The organism is Mesorhizobium sp. M0016 (assembly GCF_040324035.1).
In the GTDB taxonomy this organism is placed as follows: Bacteria; Pseudomonadota; Alphaproteobacteria; order Rhizobiales; family Rhizobiaceae; genus Mesorhizobium.
In genome coordinates this window covers 357,483-377,450 of sequence record NZ_JAMYVM010000002.1, presented here as the reverse complement: position 1 = coordinate 377,450, position 19,968 = coordinate 357,483, and the positions used below count along the sequence as shown (strand labels likewise).

Genomic DNA, 19,968 nt, shown 5'->3' with positions numbered 1-19,968 from the left:
GTCGCCTTCGGCGACATCTCCCCCTCGAGGGGGGAGATTAGCGCCAACCTTCACATGCGGCGCCAGCCGCCGGATCGCGGCAATCACCTCGGCGTCTTCAGCAACGTCCAGATCCAGCCGGCAAACGCCAGCACCAGGAACGGATAGCCCGCGGCGGGCAGCGGCGCCGAGGTCGGCAGCAAGGGTGCGCCCCACAGCACCATGGCCGCCGTCACGACAAACAGGATGGCGGCGATGAAGCCGGTGAGCCGCATCCAGAGCGCAAAAGTGTTGGCCGCGCTGATCAGGACAAGCGCTGCCGCCCACAGCGAGATGCCGCCGACATAGGAGGGCACGCTGGCCTCCAGCCCCGCCGCATTGCCGGCGAGCAGCATGCTTTCGCCGGCAAGGAAGGTGAGGAACCCGGCAGCTATGCAGTCATTGCCCAGCCGCTGTCTGATGTGGTGCGCATGTGATGTTTCCCAAAGGCGCCTGGCAACGGGGGGTTCCAAGCGGCCATGATCCGGTGTCGGCGTGGCTACCCGCACGGTTGCGATGCGGTTGGCTCGATCCTGCAAATTCAGGAGGAGGCAGAGATACACATATTCGCGTGCGAAGCACTTGGTTGGCAATAGCTTGACATCGCGCACTTCAGGACGCGTATAGTTCCCTCAATATTATTGGCGGGAGGATCAATTGGCAGAAAAGGCGAGCCCGGTAGAAGAAACAACAAAATCGGATCAAACGCCGGGTGAAAAGAAAGGGACTAGGCGCGAAATCCCAGGGAATCTTCCATACACCCCTACTCACGGTAGGCTAAGCGAGGCGCTAAAAGCCCTGATCGAGGCGGAGCGACCGCAGCAGTTCAACGAAAGTTTCTTGGACAGTGTACTGAAGATTCGAGGTGGTAGTGCTAGGGCAATCCCTCCAATCCTGAAGAGAATGGGGTTGTTGAGTTCTGACAACTCTCCAACTGACCTATACTCCAAGTTTAAGTCAGAATCAACGCGCTCGGAGGCAGCGCTCGCAGCACTTAAAAACGGATTTTCAGAAATTTTCAGAAGAAACGAGTATGCGCACAGGCTGCCGGACGATCGGATCAAAGAACTGATTATAGAGATAACGGGCCTACACAAGAGCGACCAGATCGTCAGTGCGATTTTCGGCACGTTCGGCGCCTTTAACGAATTCGCAAAAAGCGCCAAGGAAGCAAAGGCTCAAGATCCGGCAATTAATCAATCGAGCAAAACGGATGGCGCCACTAAAGGCGACGTCAGAAGACAGAGCGACAACCACGAATTTAATCTCGTTACCACCATAAACGTCGTCCTTCCTGAGACAACGGACGTACAAGTATACAACGCGATTTTCCGGTCAATTAGAGAGAATTTGCTAAATTGAAAATAGAGCTTCAACATTTCTTACTAATGGGAGCTTCGCTACGATCGGCTGTAGACAATGCGCTTGCGGAGCAAGGCGTTAGGGGGCACGTAACCGCCATTGAGAAGTTTTCAGATGCTCTTATTAAGGGCTATATTTCGGTAGCGTCTTCCGAGAATCGACAACAGGCAGACCGCATGGCGTCATACTATAAATTGTTTTATTTGTTGGAAAACGAGATAAGAAGTTTCATTGTTGATCTGATAGAATCTAGTGATGAAACAGATTGGTGGCTAAGCAAGGTTCCTGAGAATGTTAGGCTGAACGCCGCGAAGAATTTGGAGCGAGAGCGCCGAGAGGGAATAATTCCGAGATCGGACCGAATGATCGATTACACTACGTTTGGCGAGCTTGGCGAAATTATAAAAGCGAACTGGGACGTATTCGGAGGGGTATTCTCTAGGCACGACAAAGTTGGTGTTGAAAAAGTGCTACAGCAACTCAACATGCTTCGAGGTCCAATCGCGCATTGCGGTGTTTTAGGTGAGGATGACGTTGTGAAGCTTAAGCTCGTTGTCCGCAATTGGTACCGCTTGATGGAATAGTGCTTCGCACGGGGCGTCCGACTAGGTCACCGCACTGCCGCACCCCCCCGGGGTGGGACCCGCTGCCTTCGGCAGCTCCTACGCGGACTTGCGCTCGCACCGACCCACCGGGTCGACACGTGCGGCCAGAAGGCCGGACCGGTTAGTCTCCCATCTTCAGCGCCTGAATAAACGCCTCCTGGGGAATATCCACCTTGCCGAACTGCCGCATCCGCTTCTTGCCCTCCTTCTGCTTGTCCAGCAGCTTGCGCTTGCGGGACACGTCGCCGCCGTAGCACTTCGCGGTGACATCCTTGCGGAGCGCCGAGATGGTTTCGCGGGCGATGACCTTGCCGCCGATCGCGGCCTGGATCGGGATCTTGAACAGGTGGTTCGGGATCAGCTCCTTCAGCTTCTCGCACATCTGGCGGCCGCGCTTTTCCGCCGCGGTGCGGTGGACCAGCATGGACAGCGCGTCGACCGGCTCCTCATTGACCAGGATCGACATCTTCACCAGATCGCCTTCCTTGTAGTCGGTCAGGTGATAGTCGAAGGAGGCGTAGCCCTTGGAGATCGACTTCAGCCGGTCGTAGAAGTCGAAGACGACTTCGTTGAGCGGCAGATCGTAGATCAGCATGGCGCGCTTGCCGACATAGGACAGGTCGGCCTGGATGCCGCGCCGGTCCTGGCAAAGCTTCAGGATGCCGCCGAGATAGTCGTCGGGCGTCAGGATGGTGGCGCGGATCCACGGCTCCTCGATGGCCGAGATTTTCACCACGTCGGGCATGTCGGCCGGGTTGTGCAGTTCCTTCATCGAGCCGTCGGTAAGCAGCAGCCGGTAGACAACTGATGGAGCCGTGGCGATCAGGTCGAGGTTGAACTCGCGCTCCAGCCGCTCCTGGATGATTTCCAGATGCAGCAACCCGAGGAAGCCGCAGCGATAGCCGAAGCCGAGCGCGGCACTGGTTTCCATTTCATAGGAGAAGGAGGCGTCGTTGAGGCGCAATTTGCCGACGGCGGCGCGCAGATCCTCGAAATCGGCGGCGTCGACCGGGAACAGGCCGCAAAACACCACCGGCTGCGCCGGCTTGAAGCCGGGCAAAGCATGCGCGGTCTGGCGCTTGTCCTCGGTGATGGTGTCGCCGACGCGGGTGTCGGCCACTTCCTTGATCGAGCCGGTGAAGAAGCCGAACTCGCCGGGGCCGAGCTCGTCGACATTGATGCGGGCCGGCGTGAACACGCCGGTGCGCTCGACCAGATGCTTTGCGCCGGTGCCCATCATGCGGATGGTCGCGCCCTTTTTCAGCACGCCGTCGATGATGCGCACCAGAACGATGACGCCGAGATAGGCGTCGTACCAGCTGTCGACCAGCATGGCCTTCAGGGGTGCTGACGCATCGCCTTCGCGCGGGGGGGGCAACTGGTGGACGATGGCTTCGAGCACATCGGGAATGCCGAGGCCGGTCTTGGCCGAGATCAGCACGGCGTTGGAGGCGTCGATGCCGATGACCTCCTCGACCTGCTCGCGGATGCGCTCGGGCTCGGCGGCCGGCAGGTCGACCTTGTTCAGCACCACGACGATCTCGTGATTGTTGTCGATGGCCTGGTAGACATTGGCCAGCGTCTGCGCCTCGACGCCTTGCGAGGCGTCGACGACCAGCAGCGAACCTTCGCAGGCGGCGAGCGACCGCGACACTTCATAGGCGAAGTCGACATGGCCGGGCGTGTCGATGAGGTTGAGGATATAGTCCTCGCCATTGTTGGCGCGGTATTTCAGCCGCACCGTCTGCGCCTTGATGGTGATGCCGCGCTCGCGCTCGATGTCCATCGAGTCCAGCACCTGCTCCTTCATGTCGCGCAGCTCCAGCCCGCCGGTGGACTGGATCAGCCGGTCGGCAAGCGTGGATTTGCCATGGTCGATATGGGCGACGATGGAGAAATTGCGGATGTGGTCGAGAGGCGTGCTCATGGCGCGCGCTTTAGCAGGGGCGGGTTGCAGGGGCAAGCGGGGTGGCGGTGCCCTTGCCTTCTCCCCTTGTGGGAGAAGGTGGATCGGCGCGCAGCGCCGAGACGGATGAGGGGTGTTCCAGCTTGACGCCGGCGTTCTTTCACCGCCATGGCTGCAAACTGACATCCCTTACATAAGCGATTATCGTGGTGCAGACGCTGTCCATGTCTTTCAGGACATCGTCGTTCCAAAAGCGCAACACACGAAAGCCTCTCGCCTCCAGTTCCGTTCTACGGGCCTGGTCTGACTCTGAGTCCGCATGCTGACTCCCATCGATCTCGATGATGAGGAGTGATTCAAGACAAGCGAAATCGGCGACGTATTTTCCAACAGGAACTTGGCGCCGAAATTTGATCCGATCGAGCCTGCGGTCACGTAGTTCGTGCCACAGTTTGTCTTCCGCCTCCGTCATTTCACGTCGGAGCGAACGGGCAAAGTTTCGTTTGGCAGGAGCGACGGGCTGATGTGGCATGACGTTAGATTAACCAACGTCTCACTCCGCTGGAACACCCCTCATCCGTCTCGGCGCTTCGCGCCGATCCACCTTCTCCCACAAGGGGAGAAGGCAACGACGCGTCCGCCCCCAATCACGAAGCGGTGAACCATGTAACGAAGCCTCGGGCAGCGGCGAAGTGTGGGATGAACCCGCCGCAACGGAGACCCCCGATGACTGGACTTAACCCAAAACGCAGCGCGATGCTGGCTGCCGCAGGCGCGGCGCTGATGATGCTTGGCGGCACCGCCTTTGCCCAGCCGCTCACCGTGGTCGAATTGTTCACCAGCCAGGGCTGTTCGTCTTGCCCGCCGGCCAACGCGAATCTGATCAAGGTCAAGGACCAGCCGGGCGTTCTGGCGCTGTCGTTCAACGTCACCTACTGGGACTATCTCGGCTGGAAGGACATTTTCGGCCGCGAGGAATTCACCCAGCGCCAGGTGCGCTATGAGCCGTCGCTCGGCCGCTCCGGCCCGTTCACGCCGCAGGTGGTGGTCAATGGCGGTGCCGATGCGGTGGGCGCGGCATCAGGCGAGATCGAGCAGCTGATTTCCGCAAGTGGCCGCACGAACGGGCCGACGCTGTCGCTCGACGGCGGCAAGATCAGCATCGGCGCCGGTTCCGCGCCGGCCGGCAGCGCCGATGTCTGGCTGGTCCGCTACAACAAGGGCGTCCTCGAAGTGCCGGTGGCGCGCGGCGAGAACACCGGCCGCACGCTGCCGCATGCCAATGTCGTGCACTCGCTGGAGAAACTCGGCAGCTGGAGCGGCGACGCCACCACGCTGCCGCTGCCAGCGGCGAACGGCGGGCTGAGCACCGCGGTGTTGGTGCAGGCGCAGGGCGGTGGGCCGATCCTGGCTGCAGCAGCCGACTGATTCTTTTTCTACCCAACGCCGCTAGCGCGGCATAACCGGGCTCGCATCCGCGCGCCCTCTTCAAGGAGGAAATACCATCATGAACAAGACCCTGACCGCGCTCGCCTTTGCGCTTTCGATGACCACCTTCGCCGCCGGCGCCCGTGCCGACGAAGCGGCCAACGCCATGAAGCCGGCGATGGCCACCGAGGCGATGAAGCCCGCGACCGATGCCATGGCGCCGGCGACCGGTGCCATGAAGCCCGCCGACCCAATGGCGACGAATGCGATGAAACCCGCCACCGACGCCATGAAGCCGGCCGATGCCATGAAACCCGCAACGGATGCGATGAAGCCGGCGGACGCCATGGCGCCCGCGCAATAAGGCTTGGTCCCATGGCCCGGCCGCACAATGGCCGGGCCGGCGCACGGCAATTTGAGAAACCAGGCGGGACGTTCTGTCGTATAGTCTTCGCCACCATCAAGGAGATCAGACATGACCGGGATTGCAAGGACGAGAACGCCGATCTTCAAGAGCGCGCTTGCCGCGCTCATCGTCGCCGCCGCGGCGGCTGCCTTCTGGCAGAGCCCGGCGCGTTCGGCCGAGGACGCGGTGGTGATCCCGCCGCCGGCAGTGGACGAGAAGGCCGCCAGCGGCAGCGAGAAGGCTATCTTCGCCGGCGGCTGCTTCTGGGGCGTGCAGGGCGTGTTCCAGCACGTCAAGGGCGTGACCAAGGCCGTCTCCGGCTACACCGGCGGCGCCAAGGATGACGCCGTCTACGAAACGGTCGGCAGCGGCCGCACCGGCCACGCCGAATCGGTCGAGATCACCTACGATCCGTCCAAGGTGACCTACGGCCAGCTGCTGCAGGTCTATTTCTCGGTCGCCCACAACCCGACGCAGCTGAACTATCAAGGGCCGGACTCGGGCACCCAGTACCGCTCGACCATCTTTGCCGAGAATGGCGAGCAGCAGAAGATCGCCCAGAGCTACATCGCCCAGCTCGACCAGGCCAAGGTGTTTTCAAAACCCATCGTCACCACGCTGGAGACGGGCAAAACCTTCTATCCGGCCGAGGAATATCACCAGGACTTTCTGACGCTGAACCCGACCTACCCCTACATCGTCTACAACGACCTGCCCAAGGTGGCGAATTTGAAGGCGCTGTTCCCGGGGTTGTATAGCGAGAAGCCGGTGCTCGTGCTGGCGGGGAAGAGCTGAGCACCTAATCTCCCCCCTCGAGGGGGAGATGTCGCCGGAGGCGACAGAGGGGGTCGGTCCGACCGGACGCGACCTCCTGCGGCAGAAGAAGGTTAGCGCTCCACGCGCGGCGACCCCCTCTGGCCTGCCGGCCATCTCCCCCTCAAGGGGGGAGATCAGCTCCCCTTCAATCATACGTCAGATCCGTCGCCTTGCCCCCAAACACCCGATACGCATAGAACGAATAGAAGATGATCACCGGCAGCACGACCACCGTGCCGGCGAGGATGATGGCCAGGCTTTCCGTCGCCGACGCCGCCTGCCAGATGGTCAGCCTCTCGGGCACCACGAAGGGGTAGAACGACCAGGCAAGCCCGGCAAAGCCGAGCGCGAAGATGGCGGCGAGCGTCAGGAACGGCCGCAGCGCATGGCGGTCGTCGGGCTTGGGCAGGTGGAAGGTCTGCCGCCACAGCCACAGGAACAGCAGCGCCGACAGGATCGGCAGCGGCGACAGAAAGAGCATTTCGGGCCAGACGAACCATTTGGCGAAGATGCGCGGGCTGGCGAATGGGGTCGCCAGCGACACCGCCGCCATGCCGAGCGCGGTCAGCACCAGGGCTGTCCGCAGCCAGGCCACCGCCTTCCTCTGCAATTCGCCCTCGGTCTTGTAGATGACCCAGGCAGCGCCCATCGCTGCATAGGCCGCCGACAGGCAGAGCGCCACCAGCGCCCCGAAAGCGATGCCGCCAAAGCCGACATCGAGGCCAAGCACATAGACGCCGAGCATATAGCCTTGCGCCAGCGAGGCGATGACGGAACCGAGGAAGAAAATGCGGTTCCAGCGATGCTTCTTGCCGGCGGGCACCTTGGCGCGGAAATCGAAGGCGACGCCGCGCAGGATGAGGCCGACCAAAAGCACGAAGACCGGAATGTAGAGCGCGGTGAGGATGACGCCATGCGCCAGCGGGAAGGCGACCAGGAGCAGGCCGACGGCCAGCACCAGCCAGGTCTCGTTGGCATCCCAGAACGGGCCTATTGCCGCGATCATGGTGTCCTGCTCGGCATCTTCGGCGACCGAGAACAGGATGCCGATGCCGAGATCGAAACCGTCGAGAATGACGTAGATCAGGATGGCGAGGCCCATCAGGCCGGCGAAGATCAGGGGCAGCGCGGTTGGCCAGTCGAAGCTCATCGGTCTGTCATCCCTCTCATCAACGGTTCTGCCCTTCGCTATGGCTCCGGGCGTTCGTCATTCGGAAAGCCAAATCGTTGGCTTTTCGTCCGCTACGCGGACCATTCCTCACTCCGCTGCGGCCGGTTGCGACATCGCCGTCTTCATGACGCCCGGCAGCGGCGAGGTATCGCCGTCCTTGGCGGCCTTCAGCGCCAGGTGCACCAGCACGCCAAGATAGGCGATCAGCAGCAGCACATAGAGGATGAGATAGATGGCGAGCGTCAGCGCGACATGGCTGCCGGCGACCGGGCCGATAGCGTCGGCGGTTTTCAGCACGCCGGTGACCAGCCAGGGCTGGCGGCCGATTTCGGTGGTGTACCAGCCGGCCAGCGTCGCCAGCCAGCCCGACAGCGCCATCGGCACCATCAGCATGGCCAGCGGCCTCGGCAGGCTGTGGCGGCGCTTGAGGAAGAAGGTCGCCGACCACGAGACGATGAGCATCAAAATGCCGGTGCCGACCATGATGCGGAAGCCCCAGAACACCGGGAAGACCGGCGGATGCAGGCCGGGATAGTCGTTGAGCCCCGGCACGATGCCGCTGGTGGAGTGACGCAGCACCAGGCTGGCGCCGTCGGGAATGGCGATCTCGAATTTGTTTTCCTTCGCCGCCTCGTCGGGCAGCGCAAACAGCACCAGCGGCACGTTGGGGCCGGTGTTCCAGTTGGCCTCCATGGCCGCGATCTTCTGCGGCTGGTGCTCCAGCGTATTCAGCCCGTGCTGGTCGCCGGCGAAGATCTGGATCGGGATCAGGATGGCGGCGGTGAAGACGCCGGTGCGCAGCGCCTTCCACATCGATTCCGACCGGTCGCCGGTGAGGTAGCGCAGCGCCGACAGGCCGGCGATCAGGAACGACACCGTCAGGCCGGAGGCAAGCAGCATATGCGTCAGACGGTAGGGCATGGACGGGTTGAAGACGATCGCCCACCAGTCGACGGGATGCGCCTTGCCATCGATCATCTCGAAGCCGGCCGGCGTCTGCATCCAGGAGTTCAGCGCAATGATCCAGAAGGCCGACAGCGTGGTGCCGCCGGCGACCAATACCGTCGCCAGCGTGTGGACGCGGTTGGAGACGCGGCGGAACCCGAACAGCATGATGCCCAGGAAGGCCGCTTCGAGGAAGAAGGCGGTGAGGATCTCGTAGGCAAGCAGCGGCCCGGCGATGTTGCCGACCTTTTCCATATAGCCCGGCCAGTTGGTGCCGAACTGGAAGCTCATGGTGACGCCGGAGACCACGCCCATGGCGAAGGACAGTGCGAACACTTTCACCCAGGTGAAATAGGCGCGCATCCAGGCGGAATCATTGGTGGTGTTGTAGCGGAGCTTGAAGAACAGCAGCACCCAGCCAAGCGCAATCGTGATGGTCGGAAACAGGATGTGGAACGAGATATTCGCCCCGAACTGCATTCGCGACAGGATGAGCGGGTCCATGCGGGCTCCGGCTGCTGTTTGTTGGCGCAGAATAGGCGGCGGATGCGGTCCGGTCAAAGCGGCTTGGCGTCACGCGGGGCGCGTTGTCGCAGCAGATGGGATCAATCCGTCAGTGCCCCGATACCCCCATGACGAAACGGCAAGAGGGGAACGTTTGTCCACAATTGTCAGCAGCGGCATTGACTTCCCGCCGTGCGCACCGACATTCAGCGCAATAATAATCCCCGCCTCTTTCAAACAGTCGTTTTCGGCCTCATGTCTTCCACTAATTTGCCTTCCATCATTTCGATTTCCGGGGTCACCAAGACCTACGCCACCGGCTTCAAGGCGCTGAAGGAAATCAACCTCGACATCGAACGCGGCGAGATTTTCGCGCTGCTGGGGCCGAACGGCGCCGGCAAGACGACGCTCATCTCGATCGTCTGCGGCATCGTCAACCGTTCGTCGGGAACGGTGACCGTCGACGGCCATGATATCAACCGAGACTACCGCGCGGCGCGCAGCCTGATCGGGCTGGTGCCGCAGGAGCTGACCATCGATGCGTTCGAGAGCGTCTGGGCAACCGTCACCTACAGCCGCGGCCTGTTTGGCAAGGCGCCCAATCCGGGCTTCGTCGAAAAGGTGCTGCGCGACCTGTCGTTGTGGGACAAGAAGGACGCCAAGGCGATCACGCTGTCGGGCGGCATGAAGCGGCGGCTGATGATTGCAAAGGCGCTGTCGCATGAGCCGCGCATCCTGTTCCTCGACGAACCGACGGCCGGCGTCGACGTCGAACTGCGCCAGGACATGTGGGCGATGGTGCGACGGTTGCGCGACGATGGCGTCACCATCATCCTCACCACGCACTATATCGAAGAGGCCGAGGCGATGGCCGACCGTGTCGGCGTCATCAACCGCGGCGAGATCATCCTGGTCGAGGGCAAGGCCGAACTGATGCGCAAGCTCGGCCGCAAGCGCCTGATCGTGGAATTGCGCAACCCGCTCCCCGCCATTCCCGATGCATTCTCGCACTACGCGTTGGAGCTGTCGGGCGATGGCACACAGCTGACCTACACCTATGACAATCAGAGCGAACGCCCCGGCGTCGCATCGCTGCTGCGCGAACTCGAGACGGCCGGCATCCAGTTCCGCGACATGGATACGCAAAACAGCTCGCTCGAGGAGATCTTCGTCAATCTGTTGAGGCAAGAGCCATGAATTGGCGAGCAGTATGGGCGATCTACCGGGTCGAGATGGCGCGTGCGTTCCGCACCGTGCTGCAGAGCATCGTCTCGCCGGTGATCTCGACATCGCTTTATTTCGTCGTCTTCGGCTCGGCCATCGGCTCGCGCATCACCGAGATCGACGGCATCAGCTACGGCGCCTTCATCGTGCCCGGCCTGATCATGCTGTCGCTGTTGACGCAGTCGATCTCCAACGCTTCCTTTGCCATCTATTTCCCGAAATTCGTCGGCTCCATCTACGAGCTCTTGTCGGCGCCGGTGTCGTATCTGGAGATCGTCATCGCCTATGTCGGCGGCGCCGCGACCAAGTCGATCATCCTCGGCTTGATCATCCTGGCGACGGCCTCGCTGTTCGTGCCGCTCACCATCCAGCATCCGTTCTGGATGCTGGCCTTCCTTGTCTTGACGGCGGTGACCTTCAGCCTGTTCGGCTTCATCATCGGCATATGGGCGAAAAGCTTCGAGCAATTGCAGCTGGTGCCGCTGTTGATCATCACGCCGCTGACCTTCCTCGGCGGCAGCTTCTATTCGATCAACATGCTGCCCGAGACCTGGCGCACGGTGACGCTGTTCAACCCGGTCGTCTACCTGATCAGCGGTTTCCGCTGGAGCTTTTACGGCAAGTCCGATGTCTCGGTCGCCGTCAGCCTGGGCATGACGATGGTGTTCCTCGCCATCTGCATCGCCATCGTCGCCTGGATCTTCCGCACCGGCTACCGGCTGCGCAACTGACCCTGCCGCTCTAAAGCGCGTCGCGTTTTCTTGCTAGATCGCCTTGATGAGGCGCAGCAACCCCAGCATCTCGATCAGCCTGCCTTGGCGGAAGGCGATGTAGGTGGGTTCCTCGACGCCGTGGAAGCGGCGCTTGAACGCCGCCTGGCCCTTGAGGTTGAACTTGCTGCGGTTGACCCAGGGCGACTCATAGGCCCGCTCGAAGGCGTTGCGCCAGAAGCTCGATTCGGCAAAGCCGTTGGCTCCGACGTCGAGCATCGGCGACAGGCCGAGCGTGACGACAGAAATGCCCTCATTGCGAAACCGGTCGACGGCGAATTTGGTCAGCCCGATTTCGGCATGCGGCGAGGCATCGATGTGCTTGCGCTTGAACGAGGTGGTGTAGCCGATCACCTTGCCGCCACTGAACATCGGATCGAAATCGAGCAGGGCGACGAGCTCGCCTTCCGGGCTGTAGAGCACGAAACGGCGCATATCGATGCCGAGATGATCGGCAAAGGGCCTGTTGAGGAACGCCATCTCCCAGCGCTTGACGATGCGGTCTGCCCGCCAGTTCTGCGACAGGCGCTGGACCTCGTCGAGATAGACCGCTCCTTCGCCAAAGGAAAACCCCTTCTTCAAGAGCCAGCGTTCGGAATAGCGCACGGTTTCGTTGCGCTTGCCGGAAAAATCGTGAGCCGGCAGTTCCAGCCGCGTGTCGACGCCGAGACGGTTGACCTGGTAGCCGAGCCCGGACAGCACGCGCGCCGTCGGTTCGCCGATCTGCACGAACCACGGGCTGTCGGCGGCTTCGACAAAGCGCCTGATATAGTCGGACCGATCGGCCGGATGGGCCACCGGGTCACCTAGCGCGAAATGGTGCTTCATCTTGGTGCCGAAGGCGATGTAGCCGTCGGCGTCGCCGAAATAGGACAGTTTTTGCTGCACGGCGGTCGAATAGGCCAGCGAGAAGTCGCCGTGCTGGCGGACAAGCGCCAGCCGCTCGACATGCGAAAAATCCTGGCGCGGCACCTTGGCTGCGGCGCCCTCCAGCAGTCTGTCGAGAAAGATGCGCAAGGAGGGCATGGTCGAGCTTCCGCGTGCCGATGATAAACAGAGGCTTGCCCCCAAGGCCTCGAATCAGTCGCATTGACGCGACCTCATTATCGATCATATCGCCCCTGTGCCATATGGGACGTGCCATATTGGACGGGTCCCCATGGCGCACCTGAAAGGAAATCTCGACCGAATGGCGGCTACGACAAGCGAAACGATGCCTATCGTCCCGGGGCCGAAAGGACTCGACTATACGGTTATCGTCATCGGCGCCGGAGCGGCGGGGCTGGCGGCCGCCGACGCGCTTGGCCGGCGCGGCGTGCGGGTCGTCGTGCTTGAAAAGGAGCCGCGGATCGCCGAACCGTGGCGAGGGCGGCACGAGAAGCTGACCCTCAACACGCATCGCGCGCTGTCGGCCCTGCCCGGCCTTGCCTATCCGCCACGCACCGCCGCCTTTCCGAACAAGGATGCCATCGTCGGTTATCTCGAGGATTTTGCCCGCGCGCGCGGCGTAAGGGTCGAATTCGGCACCGCCGCCGAGCGGATCGGACGCAGAGGCAATGGCTGGCTCGTCCATACGGGCCGGGAAACGCTGAGCGCCCGCAATGTCATCGTCGCCACCGGCCGCGACCGCTTGCCATGGACGCCGGACTGGCAAGGCAAGGCGACTTTCACCGGCAAACTTGTCCACGCCGCCGATTTCGGCACAGCGCAGGACTATGTGGGCAAAAGCGTGCTGGTGGTCGGGGCCGGAAATTCCGGCTTCGACGTGCTCAACCACCTCGCCCGTGCCGACACAAAGGCCATCTGCTTGTCAGCCAGGCAGGGTCCGTCGCTGATGCCGAAACGGATCGGCAAGGTCGCCGTGGCGCGCTTCGGCGGTTTCATGGCGATGCTGCCGACGTGGATTGCCGATGCCGCGATTGCCGCGACGCAGCGGCTGGTGTTCGGCGACCTCACCCGCTTCGGCCTGCCGCCGGCGCCGAAGGGCGGCGCCAGCCGGCTCGGCGTCGAGCAGATCGCTATTGCCATTGACGACGGCGCCGTCGCAGCGCTGAAGGCCGGACGGATTTCGGTGGTGGCGCCGGTGGCGGCTTTCGAAGGCGCCGGCGTGCGGCTGAACGACGGCACGGTGCTCGAGCCGGATGTAGTGATCGCGGCAACCGGCTATCGCACCGGCCTGGAGGCCATGCTGGGCGATCTCGGCGTGCTCGACGCCAAGGGCGTGCCGAAGGCCAATGGCGGCACCCCGAGCGGCCAGCCCGGCCTGTGGTTCATCGGCATGCGGCCAAGCCTGACCAGCTATTTTCACAGCGCCGGCCTGCAGGCCGAAGCGATTGCCCGTCAGATCGCCAAGGGGTTGTAGACGAGCGCTTCTGGACGGAGAAACACCGCGCACTTCGGGCTGCTGCTATGGCGCGGACTAGTGGTTCAACGCATCTGCAAGACGGATCGAATATCCTGGCGATTGGCTGAAACGCCGATCCCGTCGTCATCCACGGGCGAAGCAAGGAGCGTAGCGACGGCGCAGACCCGAGGATCCATGCCGTGACTTCTGAACTACGCTGCGTTGCAGGTTCTGCTCCGCTGCTTCCACGGCCAAGGCATGATCCCTGGGTCTCCGCGACGGAGCTTCGCTCCTGCTTCGCCCAAGGACGACGAAGTTGAGATGCTTGCGGCCAACCTCCAAAGCAGGCGCTTGAACTCGTTCATTGCACCATTATATAACATGTTATGGTTATCCAGCAGGCGGATCACCCATGGAAGACATCATTCGATCCCTTGGCTACCTCACCCTCGGCAGCAGGCTGAAGCGTATCGGCGAGCAGTTGCAGGCCGATACGCAGCGCATGCTCGATGGGCTGGAGGTGCCGGTGCAGTCCAGCCAGTATCCTCTGCTGGCCGCGCTCGACCGGCTCGGGCCGCTGCCTGTCGGCGAGCTGGCGCAGTCACTGGGGATCACCCAGCCGGGGGTGACGCGCAGCGTGGCGCTGCTGGCCGAGTTGGGGCTGGTCGAGGCCGCGCCATCGAACGACGACCAGCGCCGCAGGATGATCTCGCTGACCGCGAACGGCCAGCGCCTGGTCGATAAGGCGAAGCGAGACGTTTGGCCGCGCATCGAGAACGCCGTTGCCGACTTGTGCAAAGGCCTTGCAGGGCCGCTTCTCGAACAACTCTCGGCAATGGAGGACGGCCTGGCGGCGGCCCCGCTCGACCGCCGTGTGAAACAGGATGTCGCGCCATGAGCCATGTCCTCGATCGTCCGGTCTGGAGCGCGCTCGACACGCGGCATCGGATCTTTGCGTATGGCGACAGGCTCGCCAGGCGCTATCCCTCCTCGATCGTCCCCTTCGCGGCTTCCGGGGCAGACGACGCTGAGAGTCTGCAGGCGCTCGCAAGCCTCATTCCTGCAGGTGAGAGCGTGTTCATGCTCCAGGCGGACCCCATTGCCTTGCCGCCGGAACTGACCGCGACCGCGACCGCCTTCGGCGTTCAGATGGTTGCCGAGGCGCCATTGCCTTCCGTGTCGGACGAGCGTGTGCAGCAGCTGACGCAGGACGACGCGGCCGAGATGCTTGCTTTGGCGTCACTGACCAAGCCCGGCCCGTTCACGCTCAAGGCGCTGAGCCTCGGCGAGTTCTGGGGCGTGAAAATCGACGGCCGGCTGGCGGCGATGGCCGGCGAGCGCATGAAGCAGCCCGGCTACAGCGAACTCAGCGGCGTCTGCTCGCATCCCGAATTTCGCGGCAGCGGCCTCGGCCGGCTGCTGTCGGTGTTCGTGGCCAACCGAATTTTTGCGCGCGGCGAAGTTCCCTACCTGCATGCCTATGCCAGCAATGCCAACGCGGTTGGATTGTACGAGTCCATCGGCTTCAGGCTGCGGGCAGAGATGAATGTGGCCGTCGTGCAGCGCCCCGGCTAGAGCGTTTCACCGTTTCACGGAAACGGCGAACCGCTCCTAGGCCTTTATTTTTACGCAATTCCGGACGGAAAACCGCTTCACACTTTTCCTGGAATTGCTCCAGGCCGCCTTGCGGGCCTCAGGCTGATTTCGGCTCCAACCGGCGGAAACCCACGGTTTCCATAAGCATATCTTCCTCGACCATGCCGGCATTGTGCAGCGCAAGCAGGTTCAGCGCGATCTCCCGCGCCTCCGCCGAATCGGGATGCACGTCGCGCCTGCGGCAGGCTTCGTCGAACACGCGTTGCAGCCTGGCGATGTCGTCGGGTTTCAGCAGGCCACGGGCATAGACGGACTTTGGCATCGCAGTCTCCTCCAGAAGACGTAGGACGCCATGCTTAAAAGTCCATTCTCTTCCAATGCTTGAGCGCAGCTGCCTGGGTTTGCACGAATCCGACCGAGCGTGGCAGTCAGACCGCGATCGCGCTGCCATTCATTCAGCACCTCGGCCGTGGCCTGTCTCGTCGCAGTCTGCTTGACGTGTCGGCGCGCTTGCGAAACAAGGGCTGCCACAAACGACAGCGAGGCAAAAAAGTGAGTTTCTGGGGACTGGCGCAGCTCGTCGTTTCGACGGTGATCTTCCTGCTGGCGGCAATCGCGGCCAAGCAATGGGGGCTGGCGCCGAGCCTTGGCAAGATCGTGCTGACACTGGCGCTCTATACGGCGGGCAATCTGATGATGCTGCGGCTGGTTCGTGAGTTCGGCATGTCGGTGTCGTTCAGCCTGTCGGCGGTGATCCAGCTGGTGGCGGTCAATGTGGTGGCGCTGGTGTTCTTCGGCGAACGCGTCAATGCCTTGCAGGCGACCGGCATCGTGCTGGCCATCGCGGCGGTGGTGCTGATCTCGCTCGGGCCTTACCTGCAGGGGCGACCGTAATCCGATGAAGACCCCGCGTGCGTTCACCAACTGGCTTGAATTTCCGGTGCTGCTGGCCGGGCTGGTGATAGCCGCCGGGCTGTGGGGCTTCGAGGAACTGATGGAGGTGGCGCGGGCCACCACGCCGCACGCTTTCGATACTGAGATCCTGCTCGCTTTCCGAAAAGTGGGTCAGCCGGATGTTCCCGTCGGCCCGGCATGGCTGGAAGGCGCGATGCGCGACATCACCAGCCTCGGCAGCTCCAGCGTGCTGGTGCTGATCGTAACGGCGGTGATCGTCTACCTCCTGCTGATCCGCAGGCCGAGGACGGCGCTGCTGATCTTTGTCGCGGTGGCCGGCGGGCAGCTGCTGTCGACCTTGCTCAAGGCCGGCGTCGACCGGCCGCGCCCCGATCTTGTCTCGCACCTGGCCAACGAGACGTCGCTGTCGTTTCCCAGCGGCCACGCCATGCTGTCGGCGGTGACCTATCTCACGCTGGGCTCGCTGGCAGCGCGCTTCCTGCCGGGACGAACGACGAAAATCTATGTCCTCAGCCTGGCGGTGCTGGTAACGCTGCTGGTCGGCGTCAGCCGCGTCTATCTCGGCGTCCACTGGCCTTCCGACGTGTTGGCGGGATGGTGCGCCGGCTTCACCTGGGCGACGCTGTGCTGGCTGGCGGCGCGAATGCTGCAGCGGAACAAGGCGGTGGCCGATGGCAACGAGCCCGAAGACTGACGATCCGGAGCGACATTCAAATCAGCCGGTTGATCAGCCCGTGTCCGCAGCCTGCCAGCAGAAAAACCGCCGACAGCAAGGCTGCCGACGTCGTCAAGGTCCTGAAAATCTTCAACGGATATTTCCCCGCCAATAAGAGCCAAGGCGGTAACGTAGCATGCTCATCCCGTATCCCGGCATCCGGCTTTGTGAGGAGATCATGTTTCATGTATGCTTTATGATGGTTGAAACATCACTATGATTGTATTACACGTCGTCTCCGCAGACTCAGACGGGGGTTCCGACCGATGATCACTGCCGCCCAGATGCGCGCCGCGAGGGCGCTGGCCGGCATCGATCAGAAGACACTCGCCGAGCGTGCCGGCGTTTCGCTTCCGACAATCCAGCGCATGGAAGCGAGTGACGGCGTGGTCAGGGGTGTGGTCGATACGCTGATGAAGGTTATCCAGGCTCTCGACGAGGCCGGGGTGGAGCTCATCGGCGAGAACCAGACCAGCGAGCGCGGCGGCCGGGGCGTGCGCCTCAAGCCGGTCGCTCCGCCGAACCCGCAAGGCTGAGCCGGCATATAGTCGCGACGGCGACCGCCGACAGTCCTGCCGACGATCCCGCCGCCTTCACGCAAGCGGAAGGCAGTCCATGGATCAGATCCGGCGGGCAGTGCATCAACCGGCCCAGAAGTCGGCAAAGCCGACATTTTCAGAGCTGTTCACGCCCAAGCTGGTGACGGTCTGGCGCGAAGGTTACCGCCTGCCGCAGTTCAAGGCCGACTTCATGGCCGGGCTGACCGTCGCTATTGTCGCGTTGCCGCTGTCGATGGCGATTGCGATTGCTTCGGGCGTGACGCCGGAGCGCGGCCTGTTCACCGCCATTGTCGGCGGCTTCATCGTCTCGGCGCTCGGCGGCAGCCGCTTCCAGATCGGCGGCCCGGCCGGCGCCTTCATCGTGCTGGTGGCGGCGACGGTGCAGCGCGAAGGCGTCGACGGACTGCTGCTGGCGACGATGATGGCCGGCATCTTCCTGCTCGCCATCGGCTATCTCCGGCTCGGAACCTATATCAAATTCATCCCTTACCCGGTGACGGTCGGCTTCACCGCCGGCATCTCGATCATCATCTTCTCCGGCCAGATCGTGGAACTGTTCGGGCTGAGGCTTGCCGGGCCGGAGCCCGGGCCGCTGCTGCCGAAGCTGATGGCGATCGGCCACGCGGCCGGCACGCTCAATATCTCGGCAACGCTGGTGGCGGCGCTGACCATCGCCACCATCGTCGGGGTGAAGCGCTGGCGGCCCGGCTGGCCGGGCATGCTGATCGCCGTCGGACTGGCCTCCCTTGTCGTGGCGCTGCTTTCGCTGCCGGCGGAAACGATCGGCACCCGCTATGGCGGCATTCCGCGCAGCCTGCCGTTGCCGGCACTGCCGGGACTCAACCTCGACAAGGCGATTGCGGTGCTGCCGGATGCGGTGGCTTTTGCGCTGCTCGGCGCCATCGAATCGCTGCTCTCGGCCGTGGTCGCCGATGGCATGACCGGGCGGCGTCACCGTTCCAATTGCGAACTGGTGGCGCAAGGCTTTGCCAACATCGCGTCTGCCCTGTTCGGCGGCATCTGCACCACCGGCACCATCGCCCGCACCGCCACCAATGTGCGGGCCGGCGCGCATGGGCCGGTTTCCGGCATGCTGCATTCGCTTTTTCTGCTGGTCTTCATGCTGGTGGCCGCACCGCTGGCCAGCTACATCCCGCTTGCCGCCCTTGCCGGGGTGCTGGCGGTTGTCTGCTGGAACATGTTCGAGAAGCAGGCCTTCGCCACGTTGCTGCGCGCTTCGCGCGGCGATGCCCTGGTGCTGATGGCAACCTTCCTGATCGTCGTCTTCCGCGACCTCACCGAAGGCATCGTCGTCGGCTTCGCGCTAGGCTCGATCCTGTTCATCGACCGCATGGCCAAGTCGATCGCCGTGGAGGCGGATTTGCCGCTGGTGCAGGACGATGTCGCCGACAGCAGCGGCCGCGCCTACGATGCAAGCGAGGCAAGCGACGCCGACACCGTCGTCTATCGCATCTCCGGCGCCTTCTTCTTCGGCGCCGCCTCTACTGTCGGCACGGTGCTCGACCGCATCGCCGACCAGCGCAAGAACTTCATCCTCGATTGTTCGGCGGTGCCCTTCTTCGATTCCACCGCGGCCAATGTCATCGAGGGCGCGGCGCACAAGGCGAAACGCGCCGGCGTGCGTTTCATCATCGCCGGCGCCTCGCCGCAGACACGGCGCATGCTGATCAACCACGGCGTCAAGCGGCCGCTGGTGACCTTTGCCGCTTCGATCAAGGATGCGCGGGCGCAACTCAAAGCCGTGCCCGTTGGCTGAGCCGGCAAATGTGCGCCGTCAGTCCAGGCTCAGCACCGCGATCTCGCCCTCGTTCATCAGCGGCACGAAAATCCGCGTGCCGTCTGTGCCGATATCGGCGCTGCCCGGCTTGAACTGCTCTACAGCCTCCGGCGCCTCGCCGACTTTGTACCGATAGAGCGTGCCGGTCATGAAGGCGGTGGCGTAGATGCTGTCGCCGATGGCGACGACGCCGTCGAGGTCGGCAAAGTTTTGTGCGCCAGGCAGCGGCGTCACGGCTTTCGTCGCGAGATCGACCGACAGCAGGCCCCCGGGCGCGGCAGTGCTGAAGTCCGGCTTGATGCCCTTGCCCCAGGACGCCACGATCAGCCGATCGCGATCGGCAAAGATGCCGTTGGGTGCGGCGAGCTTCGCATCCTTCACGAACAGTTCCGGCTTGTCGCCGTCAATGCGGTAGATCGCATCGGCCAGGATGTCGGTGACATAAACCTTGCCCGAACTGTCCGATGTCACGTCATTGAGGAAAACGGCGCCGGGCACATCGATCGTCGAGATGAGCTTGCCGCTGGCGAGATCGACGATGCGCACCTTGGTGATGTCGGCGACGTAGAGCTTGCCGCCAGAGATCGCCGAGCCCTTCGGTGCATCCATGCCGGCGGTCCAGTGCCGGCTAACGACCTTGCCGTCCAGCGACAGCACCGAGAGATAGCCGTTGCCGTCGGCCTCCCCGGGATTGCCGACGATGTTGGAGACGATAATGCGATTGTTGGCGGCATCGAACAGCGCCGATTCGGGTTGCTCGAAGCCCGAGGCGCGCCAGAGTTCGGCGGCCTCGGCCGCAGGCACGAGCGCGATACCGAAGGCGGCGAGACAAATAGAGGGGATGAGGGTTTTCATGGCCAGGTCTCCTGTGATGGATGGCGGAGA

The 19,968-nt window shown here is 62.9% G+C and carries 23 protein-coding genes; 14 read left to right on the top strand and 9 right to left on the bottom strand.

What is annotated here, in order from left to right:
- Positions 1 to 83: 83 nt before the first annotated feature.
- Positions 84 to 491 carry a hypothetical protein gene (locus NKJ88_RS04680; RefSeq protein WP_352443623.1) on the bottom strand — a complete coding sequence of 136 codons (408 nt, stop codon included), beginning with the start codon at positions 489 to 491 and terminating at the stop codon, positions 84 to 86.
- Between the two features lie 184 nt (positions 492 to 675).
- Here NKJ88_RS04680 and NKJ88_RS04675 point away from each other — a divergent pair, with 184 nt between their 5' ends.
- The gene (locus NKJ88_RS04675; RefSeq protein ID WP_155921606.1) at positions 676 to 1,380 is read left to right on the top strand and encodes a DUF5343 domain-containing protein; all 705 of its coding nucleotides are present in this window, start codon (positions 676 to 678) and stop codon (positions 1,378 to 1,380) included.
- Entirely contained in the window at positions 1,377 to 1,964 is a 588-nt protein-coding gene (locus tag NKJ88_RS04670) for a Swt1 family HEPN domain-containing protein (protein ID WP_031198315.1), read from the top strand. Before NKJ88_RS04675 ends, NKJ88_RS04670 begins: the two co-directional genes overlap by 4 nt.
- A gap of 142 nt (positions 1,965 to 2,106) precedes the next feature.
- On the opposite strand, the gene lepA is transcribed toward NKJ88_RS04670, so the two are convergent.
- Together lepA and NKJ88_RS04660 are read right to left on the bottom strand one after the other, a co-directional pair.
- Positions 2,107 to 3,912, bottom strand: coding sequence for a translation elongation factor 4 (gene lepA, locus NKJ88_RS04665; RefSeq protein ID WP_023687530.1), 1,806 nt, complete (start codon positions 3,910 to 3,912; stop codon positions 2,107 to 2,109).
- A gap of 139 nt (positions 3,913 to 4,051) precedes the next feature.
- Positions 4,052 to 4,423: an endonuclease domain-containing protein gene (locus NKJ88_RS04660; protein WP_023681256.1), complete on the bottom strand. Its 372-nt coding sequence runs from the start codon at positions 4,421 to 4,423 to the stop codon at positions 4,052 to 4,054.
- A 194-nt stretch (positions 4,424 to 4,617) separates the two neighbouring features.
- On the opposite strand from NKJ88_RS04660, the gene NKJ88_RS04655 reads away from it, so the two are divergent.
- From NKJ88_RS04655 to msrA, 3 genes are all read left to right on the top strand, one after another.
- Positions 4,618 to 5,319 (top strand): DUF1223 domain-containing protein, encoded by a 702-nt coding sequence (locus NKJ88_RS04655; RefSeq protein WP_023726764.1) that lies wholly within the window; start codon positions 4,618 to 4,620, stop codon positions 5,317 to 5,319.
- Positions 5,320 to 5,398: 79 nt separating this feature from the next.
- Positions 5,399 to 5,683: a hypothetical protein gene (locus tag NKJ88_RS04650; protein WP_023703868.1), complete on the top strand. Its 285-nt coding sequence runs from the start codon at positions 5,399 to 5,401 to the stop codon at positions 5,681 to 5,683.
- Positions 5,684 to 5,794: 111 nt separating this feature from the next.
- Entirely contained in the window at positions 5,795 to 6,520 is a 726-nt protein-coding gene (gene msrA, locus NKJ88_RS04645) for a peptide-methionine (S)-S-oxide reductase MsrA (RefSeq protein ID WP_023703867.1), read from the top strand.
- 166 nt (positions 6,521 to 6,686) lie between these two features.
- Here the strand turns inward: msrA and NKJ88_RS04640 are convergent, their stop codons facing one another.
- Positions 6,687 to 7,691: a cytochrome d ubiquinol oxidase subunit II gene (locus NKJ88_RS04640; protein WP_023687526.1), complete on the bottom strand. Its 1,005-nt coding sequence runs from the start codon at positions 7,689 to 7,691 to the stop codon at positions 6,687 to 6,689.
- 108 nt (positions 7,692 to 7,799) lie between these two features.
- A complete protein-coding gene (locus tag NKJ88_RS04635) occupies positions 7,800 to 9,161 on the bottom strand; it encodes a cytochrome ubiquinol oxidase subunit I (protein ID WP_023687525.1) in 1,362 nt (453 codons plus the stop codon).
- A gap of 270 nt (positions 9,162 to 9,431) precedes the next feature.
- Between NKJ88_RS04635 and NKJ88_RS04630 the strand changes: the two genes are divergently transcribed.
- Together NKJ88_RS04630 and NKJ88_RS04625 are read left to right on the top strand one after the other, a co-directional pair.
- Entirely contained in the window at positions 9,432 to 10,358 is a 927-nt protein-coding gene (locus NKJ88_RS04630) for an ABC transporter ATP-binding protein (RefSeq protein WP_023687524.1), read from the top strand.
- Positions 10,355 to 11,116 (top strand): ABC transporter permease, encoded by a 762-nt coding sequence (locus NKJ88_RS04625; protein WP_023681263.1) that lies wholly within the window; start codon positions 10,355 to 10,357, stop codon positions 11,114 to 11,116. The genes NKJ88_RS04630 and NKJ88_RS04625 overlap by 4 nt, the downstream gene beginning before the upstream one ends.
- Positions 11,117 to 11,149: 33 nt before the next feature.
- Here the strand turns inward: NKJ88_RS04625 and NKJ88_RS04620 are convergent, their stop codons facing one another.
- A complete protein-coding gene (locus tag NKJ88_RS04620) occupies positions 11,150 to 12,181 on the bottom strand; it encodes a phosphatidylglycerol lysyltransferase domain-containing protein (RefSeq protein ID WP_023687523.1) in 1,032 nt (343 codons plus the stop codon).
- Positions 12,182 to 12,368: 187 nt separating this feature from the next.
- Between NKJ88_RS04620 and NKJ88_RS04615 the strand changes: the two genes are divergently transcribed.
- The 3 genes from NKJ88_RS04615 to NKJ88_RS04605 all read left to right on the top strand — a co-directional run bounded on the left by NKJ88_RS04615 (position 12,369) and on the right by NKJ88_RS04605 (position 15,074).
- Complete coding sequence (locus NKJ88_RS04615; RefSeq protein WP_156933273.1) at positions 12,369 to 13,517, top strand: flavin-containing monooxygenase; 1,149 nt, start codon at positions 12,369 to 12,371, stop codon at positions 13,515 to 13,517.
- Between the two features lie 394 nt (positions 13,518 to 13,911).
- Positions 13,912 to 14,397, top strand: a complete 486-nt coding sequence (locus tag NKJ88_RS04610) for a MarR family winged helix-turn-helix transcriptional regulator (RefSeq protein ID WP_023687520.1) — start codon at positions 13,912 to 13,914, stop codon at positions 14,395 to 14,397.
- Complete coding sequence (locus NKJ88_RS04605) at positions 14,394 to 15,074, top strand: GNAT family N-acetyltransferase (RefSeq protein ID WP_352443622.1); 681 nt, start codon at positions 14,394 to 14,396, stop codon at positions 15,072 to 15,074. The genes NKJ88_RS04610 and NKJ88_RS04605 overlap by 4 nt, the downstream gene beginning before the upstream one ends.
- Positions 15,075 to 15,192: 118 nt before the next feature.
- Here NKJ88_RS04605 and NKJ88_RS04600 read toward each other — a convergent pair whose 3' ends face one another.
- Positions 15,193 to 15,417 (bottom strand): hypothetical protein, encoded by a 225-nt coding sequence (locus tag NKJ88_RS04600; protein ID WP_352443621.1) that lies wholly within the window; start codon positions 15,415 to 15,417, stop codon positions 15,193 to 15,195.
- 230 nt (positions 15,418 to 15,647) lie between these two features.
- On the opposite strand from NKJ88_RS04600, the gene NKJ88_RS04595 reads away from it, so the two are divergent.
- Positions 15,648 to 15,989, top strand: coding sequence for a hypothetical protein (locus NKJ88_RS04595; protein WP_352443620.1), 342 nt, complete (start codon positions 15,648 to 15,650; stop codon positions 15,987 to 15,989).
- Positions 15,990 to 15,993: 4 nt separating this feature from the next.
- Positions 15,994 to 16,704, top strand: a complete 711-nt coding sequence (locus tag NKJ88_RS04590) for a phosphatase PAP2 family protein (protein WP_023703857.1) — start codon at positions 15,994 to 15,996, stop codon at positions 16,702 to 16,704.
- A 16-nt stretch (positions 16,705 to 16,720) separates the two neighbouring features.
- Here NKJ88_RS04590 and NKJ88_RS04585 read toward each other — a convergent pair whose 3' ends face one another.
- Positions 16,721 to 16,912: a hypothetical protein gene (locus tag NKJ88_RS04585; protein WP_352443619.1), complete on the bottom strand. Its 192-nt coding sequence runs from the start codon at positions 16,910 to 16,912 to the stop codon at positions 16,721 to 16,723.
- 79 nt (positions 16,913 to 16,991) lie between these two features.
- Here NKJ88_RS04585 and NKJ88_RS04580 point away from each other — a divergent pair, with 79 nt between their 5' ends.
- Both NKJ88_RS04580 and NKJ88_RS04575 read left to right on the top strand, forming a co-directional pair.
- On the top strand, positions 16,992 to 17,261 hold the full coding sequence (locus tag NKJ88_RS04580) for a helix-turn-helix domain-containing protein (RefSeq protein ID WP_023673276.1): 270 nt from the start codon (positions 16,992 to 16,994) through the stop codon (positions 17,259 to 17,261).
- A gap of 79 nt (positions 17,262 to 17,340) precedes the next feature.
- On the top strand, positions 17,341 to 19,062 hold the full coding sequence (locus NKJ88_RS04575) for a SulP family inorganic anion transporter (protein WP_023710372.1): 1,722 nt from the start codon (positions 17,341 to 17,343) through the stop codon (positions 19,060 to 19,062).
- Between the two features lie 18 nt (positions 19,063 to 19,080).
- Here the strand turns inward: NKJ88_RS04575 and NKJ88_RS04570 are convergent, their stop codons facing one another.
- Positions 19,081 to 19,938, bottom strand: a complete 858-nt coding sequence (locus NKJ88_RS04570; protein ID WP_352443618.1) for an NHL repeat-containing protein — start codon at positions 19,936 to 19,938, stop codon at positions 19,081 to 19,083.
- Positions 19,939 to 19,968 lie beyond the last annotated feature (30 nt).